Here is a 16,957-nt window from a genome sequence, read left to right as displayed (position 1 = left end):
AGAAGCAGTAATAGTGTTGAATCTTATAAATCAAACACATAGAATTGTTTTACTGTCACCATGCCGAGTTGCACATGCTAAAGTTAATCCAGTCCAATCAGATGGAAGTGCTCTGCGCCCATTTAGCCGCTTACCTGACCCAGCCCCTTGCTTTTGCACGTCTACTGAGTAACGAGCATATTCTGGTGCAGAGTCCTGGCATGTCGACTTGGCTGCGCCTCGAAATCGCCAAACAAAATGGGATTGCCGCCGCATTGGAATTCCCGCTGCCATCGAGCTTTACCTGGCAGTTGTGCCATGACTTATTACCCGATGTGCCCAAGGACAACGCCTTCACTAAAGCGGCGATGACGTGGAAGCTGATGCAACTCTTGCCGCGCATGTTACAAGATGACGCCTTTGGGCCATTGAGACACTATCTAGGTAATACCCTAGAAAATACGCCCACCATAAATGCCGCCGACACGAGTGAACATCTCAACACCAGAGATATGACGGCTGACGACATTAAGCTGTACCAACTCTGTGGCCGGATTGCCGATATCTTCGACCAATACTTAGTATATCGCCCCGATTGGATTTTAGCGTGGGAGCAAAACGAGCATCCCGAATCACTTACCAAGCCGCTGAATGAAGACCAACGCTGGCAACCCATTTTATGGCGCGCACTGATTGCCTTTAACCGCGATGAGCTTAATCAAAGCCATTACCACAGGGCCAATCTGCACAGCGACTTGATTGCCGCGCTGAATAATCCCGACACGTCACTCGCCAAATTGCCACAGCGCTTATTTGTGTTTGGCATTTCCTCGATGGCGCCGCAAACCCTTGAGGTGCTTTACCATCTGGCAGGCCGTATCGATGTGATCGTGCTGGGTTTAAGCCCGTGTCAACACTATTGGGGCGACATTGTTGATCCCCGTAATCGTGCCCGCATGGCGGTGCAATATGCGGGTAAACGCCAATTAGCCGAACTGTGGGAAGATAAACTCGAAGTGGGCAATCCGCTGCTTGCCAATAACGGCAAGATGGGCCGTGAATTACTCGATATGCTGCTTGAGCTCCCCGCCGAACACTGCGACTTTGGCGACGATGTGTATTGTGAGCCCTGTGACGATCCCAACTCGCCACACAGTCACGCCAGCATGCTCCACGGGGTGCAATACGATATTTTAGAGATGCAAACCTTAGACAGAGTACTAGGGCCAGATGCCGAGCTGTACCAAAATGTCGAGAACAGACGCCTGCTTAAGCGCGACGATCAATCCATTCGAGTAAAGAGTTGTCACAGCCCATTGCGGGAAGTCGAAACCCTGCACGATCACTTGCTTGCGTTACTCAGCAATGATGTCGACCTGACACCCAAAGACATAGTGGTGATGATGCCCGATGTAGCCGCCTACGCCCCCTATATCGATGCCGTCTTCTCGGCGAAGCAAGGTCTGCATTACATTCCCTACGCCATTGCCGACCGCGGCGCAGCGCAGGAATCACCTCTCATCAATAGCTTTTTGAATTTACTCGGGATTAATCAGAGCCGTTTTGGTCTGACCGACATTTTGAGCATACTCGAAGTACCCGCCATTTTACGCCGTTTCCAGCTCGATGACGATGAATTGCAACTGATCCGCCGCTGGTTAGATGAAGCGGGCGTGCGTTGGGGCCGCGATGAACAAAGCCGCCTTAAACAAGGTGTGCCAGCGTTTGAGCAAAACTCCTGGGCCTTTGGTATTAAAAGGCTGATTTTAGGCTACGCCTTGAGTGACGATGCGCCGCTGTACCAAGACCATCTGATCGTGACTGGTATCGAGGGCCAATCGGCGCAGGCGCTAGGTAAGCTACTCAATTTTATTGAAGTACTCGATGAAACGGCGCAAATACTCGCCCTGCCGCAAGTGGGCGCCCTGCGTTTAGCGGAATTAACTGATTTGCTGGATGCCTTCTACGACACAGATGAAGACGAGCGCGAGCAGTTACAGGAAATCCGCGATGCCATCGCCGCCCTAGAGCAAGAGTTACTATCTGCGGGTAAGCCATTGGATACAAACTCGTTAGATACAAGTATGTTCGAGACGCTAGCCAAACAGAGCATAAGCGGACTGAGCCTCAGTATCGAAGTGCTGCAGCAATGGTTTAATCAACGCTTAACCGAATCTCGGGTCGGCCAGCGTTATCTTGCGGGAAGCGTGAACTTTTGTACCTTGATGCCGATGCGCTCGATCCCCTTTAAGGTCGTGTGTTTACTCGGCATGAACGATGGGGTTTATCCTAGGGTTCAGCATCCTGTCGGCTTTGATTTAATGGCGCACTTTGGTGCCCGTAAAGGCGATCGCTCCCGCCGCCTCGATGACAGATATTTGTTTTTAGAAGCCTTATTGTCGGCGCGCGAGCAACTGTATATCAGCTATATCGGTCGCAGCGAACGGGATAACTCTGAGCGTATTGCCTCTATGCTCGTCTCTGAACTGATTGAATATTGTCAGCTGTGCTATTTGCCTGAAACGCTAATTGCTCAATCGCAAAAAGCTTCAAGCCCCATAGACCCAGAGGATGCTGAAAAAGCCCTCTATAACGCGATTGTCAGCCACCAGCCGCTGCAACCCTTCGATCCTAAGTTGTATCAAGCCGCAGTACAACGTGATGACAAAGATGGCTCAAACATAGGCCAAAGTTACAGCCAGCAATGGTGTCCGCCCAATGCCGACGCCGCGGGCACACATGCAGGCCGCTTTATCGGCGCGCAAACTCGCATCATGCTCGAAGCGGATGAGCAAGACTCAATGCCAGATACAGAGGCACAGCCCGCTTCTGTGCACGCAACGCAAAGCAAGCAAGTGGATGTGTCTGCCCTGATCCGTTTCTTTCGAAATCCGGCGCAGTACTTCTTCAACCGAACGCTTAAAGTCGACCTTAGCCTTAATATTCAGGCCGATGATAATGACGAGCCCTTTAGCTTGAATGCCCTAGAGCGCTATATGTTACAGGCCCAGTTACTCGACGATGCCATAGGCCAAGGTCTGACTGAGCCCGATATCGAGCTGATTAAACGCCTCAAAGCCAGCGGCAGTTTGCCGATGCAGCCCTTCGATGATTTGCTGCTACGCCAATATCAGCACGATATTAAGCCTTTGATTGGCCGAACCTTGTTCCTCAAGGGAGAACAGGCCAGCAGTCATGCGGATATTAAACTCCTGTTTGACTTACCCATCACGGCGGGTAAATCCCAACAAGTGTTACTGCAAGGCCGTATTGATGACATCAGCCCTAAGGGATTAGTGAATTATCGTCCCGGTAGCGCCCACGGTCGCGATGTGCTGAGGTTATACCTTCGTCACCTGTGTTTAATGGCAATGGGCCACACACATGCAAGTTATCTTCTCGACATGGGGCATTTCCACGCCTTAGCGCCAATCACTGCTGAGCGCGCCCATGCGTTACTGGCCGATTTGCTGGTGCTGTTTTATCAAGGTCAGCAATACCCACTGTGTTTTATGCCGCGCACCTCACTGGCCTACGTCAGCTGCGAGGGTGAGCACGATGAGCGTTTGCAGCAAGCGTTACCTGAATGGCTGGATGAGCAGAGTCAATTAGGCGAAGGGAACGAACCCCATTACCAACGCTTATTCAGTTTTCCGCGGGATTTCTCTGAGGATAGCTTTGGCGCATTAGCCGAGCGCATCTATCGCCCTATGGTGAGTTTATATCTCAAAGACACACTGGCTCAGCTTGAGGAATTTGCGCTGAACGATGGCATGAGCCAAGGCCAGACTCCCGATGTACAAGCGACTGAAACACAAGCGACTGCAGCACATTTAAACCGCGATAGCGCACAGGGAGAGCAATCATGAGTGAACAGATGCAGTTAAACGCAGCGGCGTTACATTCAGCGGTGCAGGCGCTTGATCCACTCACATTGCCCTTTGGTGGTAGTCGTCTGATTGAGGCCAGCGCTGGCACAGGTAAAACCTACACCATTTCAGGTCTTTATTTACGCTTATTGCTTGGTGATGGCATTCCTGCGCCGCTGACCTGCGAACAAATTCTCGTGGTCACTTTCACCAATGCGGCCACCGAAGAGTTAAGGGATCGTATTCGCCGGCGTATTCAAGTCGCCTTTAAGTGCTTCTTGGGTTTAACGATTGCCGATCCCTTTGTGCAGGCGCTGTATGACAACACTCCAGAGAGTGAACGCGCCATTGCCCTGAGGCGATTCGATCTCGCCCTAAAGTCCCTCGACGAAGCGGCGATTTTTACCATTCACGGTTTCTGTCAGCGAATTTTATCGGATCTCGCCTTTGAGTCTTCCTTGCTGTTCGAATCGGACTTTACCTTGGACGACAGCGAATTTTTGCACCATGCGGTGCGGGATTTTTGGCGTGAGGCCTGTTATCCGCTGCCCGATTACTTAGCGCAAATCATTGCTAAGGAATTTGGCGAGCCCGATGGTTTGGTCAAACAGTTGCGACCGCTCCTTGGCGCCAGTCAAGCAAAGCCCCTAAAACCCGCGCTTAAATTTGATGCCTTAGCCCTGTCACTGCGCCAAAGTTTAGAGCGCTTTAAATTAGCTTGGCCGCGGGGGCGCGATGGCTTATTGGCATTGCTACACTGTTTGCCACTGAATGGCACCCGCTTTGGCAAAGCAACGGATAAGTACCCCAAGCTCGCCGCCATGTTCGATGCGCTGGATAACTGGCTCGCCTTCGGTCATGGGTTGCCGCCACTGAAAGAGTTAGAAGCCTTGTCCTTGTCTGAGTTAAAGCTCAACAAGGGCGGCGTGATCCCAAGCGCGAGCGAAGCGCCGCTGATGGATCATATGGAACAGCTCGCTACATTGATTGCCGCTATTAAACCGGCGTTTTTACATAGTGCGAAACTTGGCATAAGCGAGCGATTTGCCCAGCAAAAGCAGCAAAAAAACGTGCTGACTCCCGATGACTTGCTCACAACGTTAGCAAGCGCGTTACATGCCAATAATGAAACCTTGCCCAAAGCCGTGGCGACACGTTTCCCCGTCGCGCTTATCGATGAATTCCAAGATACCGATCCGCTGCAATTTGCGATCTTCTCTGGCATCTACCAAGACAGCTACTCGTTTGAACAAGGCAAAAACGATACAGAAAATAAGCTCAGCCTGTTGATGATTGGCGATCCTAAACAGGCCATTTATGCCTTTCGCGGCGCCGATATCCATACCTATATTGAGGCCCGTCATCATACGCAGGCCCACTATCATCTGGATACCAACTACCGCTCAAGCGCAAACATGGTCGCTGGGGTTAACCATCTGTTTAGCCAGCATCACGATCCTTTTATCAGTCAGTCGATCCCCTTTGATAGCGTGAAAACGCCCAGCAGTGCCAAGGGGAAAAACCTCACTGAAAAAACAGCTAATCCTGCGGCCCTAAGACTAAGACTCTTAAGCGAAAGCGCAGAAAACGGCCTCAACAAAACCACCGCCAGACACTTGCTCGCCGAAGATGCCGCGGCGGAGATCACCCGTTTACTGACAGATGCGGCCAATGGCGAATGCCACAGTCCAAACGGACCTTTAATTGCTAAAGACATCGCTATCTTAGTGCGGGATCGCAACGAAGCGGCTGTGATGAAAACCGCACTGAGTAAACGTCACATAGGCGCAGTGTTTTTAAGTCGCGACAGTGTGTTCGATACCCTTGAAGCGCGGGAAATGGCGTTAATTTTACGATCTCTGGCGAATCCTAAGGATGAAAGGGCATTGCGCAGCGCCCTTGCCACGGCATTATTAGGCTATAGCGCCGAGCAAATTCATGCCTTTAACCAAGATGAAGAGCACAGACAACTGTTATTAGAGCAGTTTTTTAACTTGCACCAAGTGTGGCAAAAACGCGGCATCATGCCCGCGCTACTCAGCCTTGCCAATAGCACTAAGCTGATTGACCGTTTACTGCACACCGCCAGTGCCCAAACCGATGCACAGGAGCAAGATGCCACGAATGGCGAGCGCCGTTTGACAGATTTTCGTCACCTTGCCGAGCTATTACAGCAAAAGGCCACCGAGCTTGATGGTATTAGCGCCCTGCTCAATTGGTATGAACAACAACTGATTGATAACACGGGAACCGATGAACAGCAGCTGCGCCTTGAAAGCGAGCAGAATCTGGTGCAGATCGTCACTATCCATAAAAGTAAGGGCCTTGAGTACCCCGTGTGTTTTGTGCCCTTTGTCAGCCTAGCCCGCGACAATCGTCGCCGCCCAACGCCTATGCTGTACCACAGAACCAACGATGCAGGTGAGCAAGAGCTAGTATGGGATATCGAAGGCACGGATGAGGGTTGGGATCGCGCCAAACAAGAAACCTTGGCCGAAGACTTGCGCTTGCTATATGTGGCGCTCACTCGCCCTGTGTATTTGTGTTACTTGTATATCGCCAATCACAGTCGTCAACTTAAAAATGGCCTTAAAAGTCAGCTGCATGAAACCGCCATCGGCTATCTGCTCGGCATAGGCGACTCAGAATGTGACTTTGCCCGTATCTGCAATGCTGCGCAGCAGCTCGCACAAGATGTGGAAGCCATAAGTATTGATAAGGTGCCCGATGACATAGACGAGCGGCCATTGCCCTTAAGCCAAGACATAGCACAAATACTGAGCGCGAAAACCTTAACCCGCCAATACAGCACGCCATGGCGAGTCGGCAGTTATTCAGGCCTAGTTAAAAATACCAGCCATGGTAAAGCCGCTCCGGGCGCCGATGATGAAGCATTAGGCACGCTTGAATATATGGCTGCGCAAACACTCTCTATTCCTGATGAGCCAAGTCATGAGCTGCAGGATGGCATGCTCAATCGATTTAACTTTGAGCGCGGTGCTAACGCAGGTAGTTTTATGCACTTAGTGCTAGAAGAGATTGATTTTACGCAGGCAGACAGAGACTTACCGCTACAACTGCCTAAAGCTATGCTGAAATACGGTATCGCGCCCGAGTGGCAAACGGTATTGCACACTTGGTATCTAGATGTGCTGCATGCGCCGCTTGGGCTCATGCCATCAACAGTGCCAACGACAATGCCTTCAACATCGGCCTTAGAGAATAATTCCAAAACGCCCAAACCTGAACATCCAGATCTGTGCTTAGCCAAGTTATCGCCGCAGGATACCTTAGTCGAAATGGAGTTTTATTTACCCTTAAGCGAGCTTAAGGATACTGAGCTCAATGCGCTACTGCAGCAGTTTGGCTATGAGTCGACACTTAAGTTTGATGAACTCAAGGGCATGCTCAAGGGTTTTGTCGACTTAACCTTTGAATACCAAGGAAAATATTACATCGCCGACTATAAGTCGAATCATTTAGGCGACAACATCAATGCCTATCATCAGAGCGCGCTACAAAGTGCCATAACCGATCATAGGTACGATTTGCAGTACATCCTCTACTCATTGGCGCTACACAGATATTTGAGTTTACGCCTGCCAAGTTATGACTACGACAGCCATATCGGCGGTTGTTATTACTTGTTCTTACGTGGAATGTCGGCTCAGTATCCCGGCTACGGTATTTACTACGACAAGCCGCCGAAGGCACTTATTCTCGCGCTGGATTCACTTTTTAATGACAATTTATTTCACAGCAGATTAGCTGGTGCAATCGATACAGGAGTCACGGCATGATGCGCTCAACCCAAGGGCTAAATGCACATTCACTCACTGCCGCGAAATGGATAGATCATGGCGAAATCCAGCTTAGCGCGCCGCTACCAGAGCTGTTGAAACTGTGGGAACAGGAACGACTGCTCACACCGCTCGATCGACATTTCGCACTCGAGATGAGCCACTTGCATCCAAGTGACAGCCAACAACCCTTGTTTATGTTGCTATGTGCGCTGTTGAGCCAGCAATTATCTTCACAGCACAGTTGCCTAGTGCTCGCCCATATCGTGCCGCTTAATCCCATGGCCGAGCAAAATAGCCATTGTAAAATCACCTTAAGCCTAGAAGCGCTCACAGAGACTTTGCAAACCTTTGATGCCGTCGGCCAAGCAGGAAGCAACAAACCACTTATTTTTGATAATGGCAGACTCTATCTACAACGTTATCATCAATTTGAAACCTCAGTGGCCGCTTCTTTAATCCGCCTATCAGGCAGCGTATCTAAACACTCTGAAGACGTAAGCCACCAAGAGCAAACTCAAACCGCTAAATTGAGGTCGCTGTTAGATCAACTGTTCCCTGCCAATGTGAGCGATCCCCATTCACTCACTCGCAATGCACTCACTACCAATGTACTGACTAACAGTGAAGGCACACAAAGCACAGCACCCATTGATTGGCAAAAGGTCACCACAGCAACCGCACTGGGTAAAAAACTGTCGGTGATCACTGGCGGCCCAGGCACGGGCAAAACCACCACTGTGACTAAGCTTCTGTTATTGTTACAAATGGAGTCCATGCAGGAAATCCGTTTAGTCGCACCCACGGGAAAAGCGGCCGCTCGGTTAAGCGAATCAATCAAAGCCTCGAAAGCGCGTCTGGCGAAGGAACTCAGCGCCCATACTGATGTTATTGATGAAGCTCGCAATAGAAATAACCAAGATTTTTTAACGGCATTGGGGCGTATTCCAGAGGAGGCATCAACCCTACACAGACTGCTCGGAGTGATCCCCAACTCGCCGCACTTTCGCCACCATCAAGGTAATCCGCTTAGGCTCGACTTATTGATCGTCGACGAAGCCTCTATGGTTGATTTACCCATGATGTATAAGTTACTGAGCGCCTTGCCCGAGCACGCCAGTTTGATTTTACTCGGCGATCAAGACCAACTCGCCTCGGTTGAAGCCGGCGCTGTGCTCGCCGATATTTGTGCTGGCCTAAAAATGTCAGTTGTTCCCAATAATTTTGCTCAGAACAACTTAGCGTCAAACAGCCCTGCTCTGTGGCAAATGCGCTATTCCAAGGAGCAAGCCGAGCGCCTGAGCGCTTTAACGGGTTTTGAGTTGACACCCTATATCAGCGACGCGCCTAAACTTGGCGATAGCTTGTGTATGCTGATGCACAGCCACAGATTTAAAGGCGATGCGGGGATTGGGCTGCTTGCTAGCGCCGTCAATCGCGCGGATCTTCAAGGCATATTGCAAGTATGGCAACAAGGCCTTGCTGAATTGAACTGGTTAGAACACAGCATGGTCGTAAGCCAAACCCAAGCCAAAGTGAGCGAGCCGGCTAATAATGTGGGACTCAATTTACTGCTAGAGCAAGCCTGTCAACAATATGGCATTTATCTCAGTGCCTTGAATAGCCTTGCAAGTAACAATGATGTAAGTAATAGTGATCTAGACACACGTCCAAGCACGGCTGACATCATAGAAAGCTTTAACCAGTACCGCATTTTATGCGCCATGCGCTCGGGCGATTATGGGGTCGAAGGCATCAATCAATTTGTGACTCAAGCACTGGCCAATGCCAAGCTGATTAAACCGCTACAGGAGTTTTATCTGGGTCGGCCGATTATCATCCAAAGCAATGACTATAACTTAGGCCTGTTTAACGGTGATATCGGATTGATTTTGCAGGATGAAGATAAACCCGAACGTTTAATGGCGCACTTCATCAAGGCCGATGGCAGCCTGCTAAAAGTCTTGCCAGCCCGTTTGCCCAGCCATGAAACCTGTTACGCCATGACAGTACACAAAAGCCAAGGCAGCGAATTTAGCCGCGTGGCCTTAGTGCTGCCACCTAACCCCAGCCTAGCGCAGTGGCAACTGCTGACCAAAGAGTTGATCTACACCGCCATCACCCGCGCTAAAGTCCACTTTACCTGCTTAGGCACCCAGCACGTATTCGAGCGGGCCAGTAGCCAAGCAACCCAACGCGCATCGGGTCTTGCCGACAGGCTTTGGGGTTAAGTTAGCGGTTATTATTGAACTGAACTTTCTCATGAACTTTCTCATGAGCTTTTTTATGGGCTTTTTCTTATGAACGTTAGTGCTGAACTTAACAATGCGCTATGCATTTGATTAGGCTCATTTAGCCCAAGGCTAAGCTGTTGCGGAAGGAGGTTTTGGTAAACCCTATGCTTTCATAGTATTGCTGAGTGGCGATGCGCTGGGTCGATGTGGTGAGTTCGAGTAACTGACAGGCTTCTTGCCTTCCGCGCGCTTTAGCAAAATCGATCAGCAGAGTGCCTATGCCCTGACCCCGCATGTCGGCATTCACAACAATTGCGGTTATACGACAGATACGACTCAAGGCGGGGAAATAATCAAAGAACATTAAGGCCATCACAGCGACAACTTGCGGCTCACCCTGTGTATTGGGTTGCTCACATACTAATAGCTCATCACTGCGGGACTGGGGATTATCTTGGTACTCGGTTAATGTCTGGGCTAACGCGGCGACAGGCAAAGCATAACCTAGCTGCTCAAGTAGCAACTGAATACTCTCTGCATCGTGTAACTGAGCTAACCGAATGTTTTTATTCTCCATATCTATACTCGCCATATCGCCCGTTCTCCGTATATTAATTCGCCCTTAGTCTGTTTCGCATTTTGAGTCGCTACAAGTTTTAGTAAAAAATGCCATTATATGCTCTGTAATAATGACTTGTGAGCTAAACTAGCCTCATCAATGCTTACTAACGGTAGTAAATATGGAACTAAAGGAACAGTATTCTATTCCTCGTATCCCAGCGATACTTTTTATGCTTGCCTCAATACTGACACTGTGCACCTTCGTTATTTACCGTTACATCCACCAAGACTACATCCTTACTTTTGTCTTTGGCATAGCCTTATTACCCTTATGCATTACATTAATCTTAGAGATAAGGCGTAAATCGAATTTATTCCAGAAGCAACTGACGCTACTCATAATCTGTGGGGCCATCATTTTTAGCTGTTATGAAATAGGCTATAAAGGATTAATTTATATTTCTCCAACAGTATTTATCTTCTTTTTCCTTTTCAATCTAAAATCAAGCCTAATATTGAGCACCCTCTATGCCTGTATCAGTTTAGTGAGTGCATTACAGGTAGAGTCAGTCGAGTTAGTTCTGAGGTTCTCAGTCGCCACCTTTGATTGCATTATCTTTGCCGCTATTTTTGCGCATATCATTAATAAACAGAGACAAGCTCTAGTCCATTTAGCCAATACGGATGAGCTCACAGGAGCACTCAACCGCAAACAACTCAAAACTAAGCTTGAACTGAGCGTCTATGAGTATCAGCAACAGCAAATCCCTGCTAGTTTACTCTTGATAGATATCGATTTTTTCAAAATGGTGAACGATAATTTTGGTCATATCATGGGCGACCAATTACTCAATAAATTCAGTCAACACATCCAAAAAAAGATCAGAAAAGACGACTTATTATTCCGTTTCGGCGGAGAAGAATTTCTGATCTTGCTACCCAATACTCAATTTGAGTCGGCTGCCATTGTCGCCGAAGGCCTTAGACGAAGTATTGAAGAACAACACTTTCTCGACCAACACACCCAAGTCACTTGCAGTATTGGAGTTGCTGATTTACGTCAAGCTGACACCTTAGACACTTGGCTTAAAACCTGCGATAACCTGCTGTATAACGCTAAAAATGCAGGACGCAATTGTGTTGTCGCTCGCGCGTAATCATCCGTCTGACTATAGCGACGAATGAGTGATGCAAAGAATCACTATCCAAGCCCACAAAAATCAAAATAAACTCGCAAATGCACAAGCCCTTATTTGCAATGCGATTAAATGCGTTAAAATTCACCACTTAATAGCCGTCAGTCAGCAAAACCTTGCACTCATAGGGACAAGAAAACTAAGATGACAGCGGTTGTACTATAGGATGATGTTCGTATTGCCACAGGCCGATATCATCCGATTTTGCTCACTTTGAGGAATCACAATGTCTAAGATCAATCTGCTTTTGCTGTGCGGCGGCGGAAGTGCCGAACACGATATTTCATTAATGTCGGCCAACTATTTTGAAACCTCACTGGCAAAATCTGAGCAGTTTTCCGTGTTGCGAGTCGAGCTGGATAAATTCGGCCAGTACCGCACTGCCGCTGGTGACGACTGTGAGCTGACCAATAGCCGCGAGATTCGCTTCCGTGATGAAAGCAAAACGCCATGGCCAGTCGATTACGTCATTCCTTGCATTCATGGCTATCCCGGCGAGACCGGCGACATTCAATCCTATTTTAATCTGATCCAACTGCCCTATTTTGGCTGCGAATCCGAAGCGAGCAGCAACTGCTTCAATAAGATCACCGCTAAAATGTGGTTCTCGGCCTTAGGTATTCCTAATACGCCGTATATTTTCCTGAATCAGTTCGATGATGCGGCGATTGAGCAAACCCAAGCGGCTTTAGCACAATGGGGATCGATCTTCGTTAAAGCGGCCTCGCAGGGTTCCTCTGTTGGTTGTTACAAAGTGGATGACAGCGATAAAGTTGCAGGCGTGCTTAAGGATGCTTTTGGCTATGCACCCTATGTGATCGTTGAAAAAACCATTAAAGCCCGCGAGTTAGAAGTGGCAGTCTACGAGTACAACGGTGAAGTGGTGGCGACAGTGCCAGGTGAAATCATCTGTGATACCAACACCTTCTACACCTTCGATGAGAAATACGCCAAAAACAGTAAAGCGCGCACCGATGTGGTCGCGCAGCATGTTTCAGCAGAGATCAGCGAACAGATCCGCGCCTATGCAATCAAGGCATTTAAAGGAATGAAGCTGCGTCACCTGTCACGCATCGACTTTTTCTTAACCGCGGACAATGAAATTCTATTGAATGAAATCAATACCTTCCCAGGTTCTACGCCGATTTCTATGTTCCCTAAAATGCTGCAAAATCACGGTCATGACTTTACTGAATACTTGAGCCTAGTGATTAACGGTCAGCTAACCGCTAAATCTTAAAATTCATCAATCTGACTCAGTGTGCACGCCTATACTCAGTGCAACACCCGTTTTCAGTAATAAAAAGAGCGCCGAGGCGCTCTTTTTATTTTTTATTTCAATTGGTTATATTTAACTCTTGATTCTAACCTTACATCTAAACCCGATATCTTAATCAAACTGTCGCTGATTAAGCCGCCCTCACATCTAGGTCAAACATCAAGGTCCAACGTCAAGACCCTAATGCAGCTCAGCTTGCTTTGCCAACAGCGCAAAGAAGGCGGCTTTAGGCATAGGTTTATAGAAAAGATAGCCTTGAATTTCTTGAATATGATTCGACATCACAAACTTGAGTTGGGACTCAGTTTCCACCCCTTCTGCCGTCACGGTTAAATCTAACGCATGGCTTAACCGCACTATGGCCTCCACCAACGCTTCGTGGCGCTTGCCTTCGTCTAATCGGTCGATAAAGCTCTTATCGATTTTAATTTGATCGATAGGGAAATTCGCCAAATAGGACAAGGACGAGTAGCCAGTACCAAAGTCATCCAAGGAAATTTTGATCCCCTTAATCCGCAGACCATTAAGCACATCAATAAGATGCGTATGTTGCTTCATCAGTAAAGACTCAGTGATCTCAAGGGTTAACCTGTCATAGGGGAAATCTGTTACCTCAAGTTGCTCGGTAATCGCGGCAAAGGACTCCACAAAGGCATCTTGCAGTTCATGGGACCAAAACTCAAAGGTCGACACATTCACCGACAAGTTAATCGGCCAATTGTGAGCCTGCATTTCTAAGATAGTTTGCATAGCGCCAAGGCGCACATCTCGACCAATATCAACGATTAAGCCGCTGTTCTCCGCGATGGGAATAAACTCATCGGGGGGAATGAATTGCCCTTCAAGCTGCCAACGAAGTAAAACCTCGGCGCGAACAATCAAACCTGTGGTCGCATTCACTATGGGCTGGTAATAAAGCTCGAAGGTCTGTTGATCGAGTGCCTGCTTAAGTTGATTATGAAGGCTGGCAATACGCTCGGCATTGAGCTGCATTTGCTCAGTAAAAAAATGATAACGATTACGACCATTAGCCTTTGAAATATACATGGCCTGATCGGCGCAATTTAACAGCTGCTCGAGATCGAGGGCATCTTCAGGAAAACGCGCAATCCCTATACTGACCGAACTATAAACACCTTTGCCATCGGCAAGCACATAACGTTTAGCCACATGCTTATTAATTGTTTCAGCGAGTTGCGCCAACTCTTTCTGATTAACTATCCCAGGTAACAGTAAGGCAAACTCATCACCGCCGAGGCGCGCAAACACCATAGTGTCATTGAGGCACTCGCAAATCTGCCGCACCACTTGCACTAATAACGCATCACCTTTGTCGTGGCCATGGGTGTCGTTAACTTGTTTAAAGTTATCTAAATCCATCAACATAAAACTAAAGCCGGGCGTCAGACTGTCGGAGGTAATTAAAGATTGGATCAGTTTAAACAAGGCATTGCGGTTAGCAAGCCCAGTCAGCGAGTCATTATTGGCCTGATACTTAATCAGCTGCGCCGCTTTTTTACGTTCGCTAATATCGGAAAATAACCACGCAAAACACGGCTGTAATCCATTAGGCTCTCGAAATGTGCTGACGATAAGATCTAGATAAAACTCCTCGCCATTGCCCCTTAAGCCAACCAATTCCCCCTGCCACATTTTATCCTGCGCTAAATGCTCAAATAGGCCAACTATCTCATTCGATTGAGACGCAGATAAAAACATCTTGGGGTTAAAGTTCGCAATATCAATATCTTGTGGAAGAACGATATGTTTAAAAGCGGGATTAGCATAGAGAACGGAATCATCGGAATTAGAGATAACCAGAGCTAAAGGTAAGCGGTCAAAAATTTTCACTGCTAAACGCTGAAACTCCATTGCTCGACTGCGTTCAATGGCCAAACTGGCTAATCGTGCAGCCTCTGAAATCAGCTCCAAATCAAGCTCTGTTGGGGACTTTATCGTATCGTAGTACATGGCAAATGTGCCGAGCACTTTGCCTTGAGTATCTTTGATAGGTTCAGACCAACAAGATTTAAGACCGGCGCGTAATGGCAGTTCTTTATAATTTTCCCAATAAGGATGTGTAGCGATATCTTCAACGATAACCCGCTTTGCGAAATACGCCGCTGTTCCGCAGGAGCCAACATTTGGGCCAATCTCGACCCCATTAATCGCTTGGTTGTAACTGTCGGGCAAATGGGGCGCAGCACCTAACAACAAACGTTTGCCATCACCGCTGAGCAGTAATATAGATCCACGAGTGCCTATCTTTTGCGCTTCGATTTTTAGCACTAAGGCGTGCAAGATTTCATGTAGCGGTGCGCCATTAAGCAGCATAGAGAGAATACTGCTATAGCAAGCTATGCTGACATTGTGGGCGAGTTTAACGTCAGCATGGTCGAGCAGATCTGGAAGATTAACGCCGTACGCCATAATTCCCTTAGAAACAAAGTTGCAATATAAATACACATTCACAATGTTAAAATATTTATAACTTATAGGAAATTCTAGGCACTAATGTTAACTAAGTAAACCCTGTATCAATTCAATAAAGGGCTTACTTTAGTCTTAACTGCAAGGCTTTATTCTTGAATACGTTCAAGTTTTGCAAGGTAAAAACCATCAAATCCGCTATCGGCTGGGCTGATACTTTCATCCTCAATCAGGCGGAAATTAGGATTCTCGGCTAAAAACGCATCGACTTGACCGCGGTTCTCGCAGGGGAAGATTGAACAGGTCGCATAAACCACTATGCCACCAACCTTCACCATGCGGCTGTAGCTGGTTAAAATGTGCTTTTGAAGCTCCATTAACACAGGTAAACGCTCAACAGTATCGCGCCATTTTGCATCTGGATTACGCTTTAATACGCCCAAACCTGAGCATGGCACATCGAGTAATACCCGATCGGCACTCAGTTTTAAGCGTTTAATGGTTTTACTGCTGGCGATAACGCGGGTTTCGACATTGTGCGCGCCATTGCGACGGGCACGCTCTTTGAGTTTGTCGAGTTTCCATTGCTCCACATCCATGGCCAACAAGCGCCCTTTGCCCTGCATTTGCGCGGCTATGTGTAAGGTTTTGCCACCCGCGCCTGCGCAAGCATCAATAACTTTCATGCCTGGCTTGGCATCAAGCGCCGCCGCCACGCGCTGAGAGCCCGCATCTTGCTGCTCGAATAAGCCATCTTTAAAGCTTTGGGTACGGAACAAGGCAGAATCGGAGGTCACTTCAAGGGCAGAATCGACCCCATCAACGCTCAGCGTGCTCACAAACTCAGCGGCAAGCTTAGCGGCCAATTCATCACGCGTCACTTTAAGGCCATTTGCGCGTAAAAAACGCTTCGGCGCTGTACTTAACGCGGCACGCTCTTTTTCCCAAGACTCGCCTAATTGCTCACGGCCCATCGCATCGAGCCACTCAGGGCAACCGTCCCACAGTACTGGCTTAGTTTTCGCCTGCTCGGTGCGCTCGGCTAAACGCGCCTCATCGACTTGCAGCGAATATTGCATTTTAGGCAGTTCAAGCCCGTGGAATAAATGCCACGTATTAAGCAATTTAGAGCCAAAGCGCTCCATCTCATCTGGACTGATTTCCGCCAGATAACAATATAAATTTAAGCGACGTAGGATATCACCCGTCGTTAATGCGATACGCGCCTGTTCGGCGGGTACCAATTGCAACCCAGAAAAATGCTGAGAATAGGCCCGATCTAAGGGTTTTCCTTGGCTCAGCACCATAGTTAAGATACTGATCACTAATTCGTTCGAGCTGGCAGAAAGCGGAGAATTCAACATTTAAAAGGTCACCATGAATGATAAAACCGGAGGATCATAGGAGGTCAGGCCCTAATACGCAAGCACGCTGGCGCTGAGTTAAGGTTAAAGCCATAAAAAAAGCGATCCAAAGGGATCGCTTTTTAGTTTAAGCCTGTCCCGTCCTGAAATACGTTGACATAAAGAGGACTTCTTTATGACAACATCAAGTAACTCAAGCCGTAAGCGTACTCAACGCGATTACACCTTAGCTTTTAAATTAGGCG

At 48.1% G+C, this 16,957-nt stretch carries 8 protein-coding genes and 1 pseudogene; 6 read left to right on the top strand and 3 right to left on the bottom strand.

From position 1 onward, the window contains the following. The first annotated feature begins 74 nt into the window (after positions 1-74). Genes recC through recD form a run of 3 tightly spaced genes read left to right on the top strand, consistent with a single transcriptional unit; the run spans position 75 to position 9,879 of the window. Positions 75-3,848 carry an exodeoxyribonuclease V subunit gamma gene (gene recC, locus KV201_RS03405; RefSeq protein WP_226058506.1) on the top strand — a complete coding sequence of 1,258 codons (3,774 nt, stop codon included), beginning with the start codon at positions 75-77 and terminating at the stop codon, positions 3,846-3,848. Continuing rightward, a complete protein-coding gene (gene recB, locus KV201_RS03400; protein ID WP_226058505.1) occupies positions 3,845-7,648 on the top strand; it encodes an exodeoxyribonuclease V subunit beta in 3,804 nt (1,267 codons plus the stop codon). The genes recC and recB overlap by 4 nt, the downstream gene beginning before the upstream one ends. Then, the gene (gene recD / locus KV201_RS03395; RefSeq protein WP_226058504.1) at positions 7,645-9,879 is read left to right on the top strand and encodes an exodeoxyribonuclease V subunit alpha; all 2,235 of its coding nucleotides are present in this window, start codon (positions 7,645-7,647) and stop codon (positions 9,877-9,879) included. Before recB ends, recD begins: the two co-directional genes overlap by 4 nt. A 121-nt stretch (positions 9,880-10,000) precedes the next feature. Here the strand turns inward: recD and KV201_RS03390 are convergent, their stop codons facing one another. After that, positions 10,001-10,474, bottom strand: coding sequence for a GNAT family N-acetyltransferase (locus tag KV201_RS03390; protein WP_226058503.1), 474 nt, complete (start codon positions 10,472-10,474; stop codon positions 10,001-10,003). Between the two features lie 484 nt (positions 10,475-10,958). On the opposite strand from KV201_RS03390, the gene KV201_RS03385 reads away from it, so the two are divergent. Then, positions 10,959-11,600, top strand: a complete 642-nt coding sequence (locus tag KV201_RS03385; RefSeq protein ID WP_226058502.1) for a GGDEF domain-containing protein — start codon at positions 10,959-10,961, stop codon at positions 11,598-11,600. A gap of 265 nt (positions 11,601-11,865) precedes the next feature. Then, on the top strand, positions 11,866-12,879 hold the full coding sequence (locus KV201_RS03380) for a D-alanine--D-alanine ligase (RefSeq protein WP_006087302.1): 1,014 nt from the start codon (positions 11,866-11,868) through the stop codon (positions 12,877-12,879). Between the two features lie 219 nt (positions 12,880-13,098). Here the strand turns inward: KV201_RS03380 and KV201_RS03375 are convergent, their stop codons facing one another. Both KV201_RS03375 and KV201_RS03370 read right to left on the bottom strand, forming a co-directional pair. After that, positions 13,099-15,348 (bottom strand): EAL domain-containing protein, encoded by a 2,250-nt coding sequence (locus KV201_RS03375; RefSeq protein ID WP_226058501.1) that lies wholly within the window; start codon positions 15,346-15,348, stop codon positions 13,099-13,101. A gap of 149 nt (positions 15,349-15,497) precedes the next feature. Further along, a complete protein-coding gene (locus KV201_RS03370; RefSeq protein ID WP_226058500.1) occupies positions 15,498-16,712 on the bottom strand; it encodes an RsmB/NOP family class I SAM-dependent RNA methyltransferase in 1,215 nt (404 codons plus the stop codon). A gap of 175 nt (positions 16,713-16,887) precedes the next feature. On the opposite strand from KV201_RS03370, the pseudogene KV201_RS03365 reads away from it, so the two are divergent. After that, a pseudogene (locus tag KV201_RS03365) lies at positions 16,888-16,957 on the top strand (valyl-tRNA synthetase); the annotation flags it as partial.

This window comes from Shewanella sp. SR1, assembly GCF_020447145.1.
GTDB classification, from domain to species: Bacteria; Pseudomonadota; Gammaproteobacteria; order Enterobacterales; family Shewanellaceae; genus Shewanella; species Shewanella baltica.
The sequence above is the reverse complement of the archived record's forward strand: the minus strand, read 5'-3'. Positions and strand labels throughout refer to the sequence as shown.

Coding starts and splice junctions, on each gene's coding strand:
- KV201_RS03390 (WP_226058503.1), bottom strand. CDS start 10,474: ATGGCGAGTATAGATATGGAGAATAAAAACATTCGGTTAGCTCAGTTA.
- recD (WP_226058504.1), top strand. CDS start 7,645: ATGATGCGCTCAACCCAAGGGCTAAATGCACATTCACTCACTGCCGCG.
- KV201_RS03380 (WP_006087302.1), top strand. CDS start 11,866: ATGTCTAAGATCAATCTGCTTTTGCTGTGCGGCGGCGGAAGTGCCGAA.
- KV201_RS03370 (WP_226058500.1), bottom strand. CDS start 16,712: ATGTTGAATTCTCCGCTTTCTGCCAGCTCGAACGAATTAGTGATCAGT.
- recB (WP_226058505.1), top strand. CDS start 3,845: ATGAGTGAACAGATGCAGTTAAACGCAGCGGCGTTACATTCAGCGGTG.
- KV201_RS03375 (WP_226058501.1), bottom strand. CDS start 15,348: ATGGCGTACGGCGTTAATCTTCCAGATCTGCTCGACCATGCTGACGTT.
- recC (WP_226058506.1), top strand. CDS start 75: ATGCTAAAGTTAATCCAGTCCAATCAGATGGAAGTGCTCTGCGCCCAT.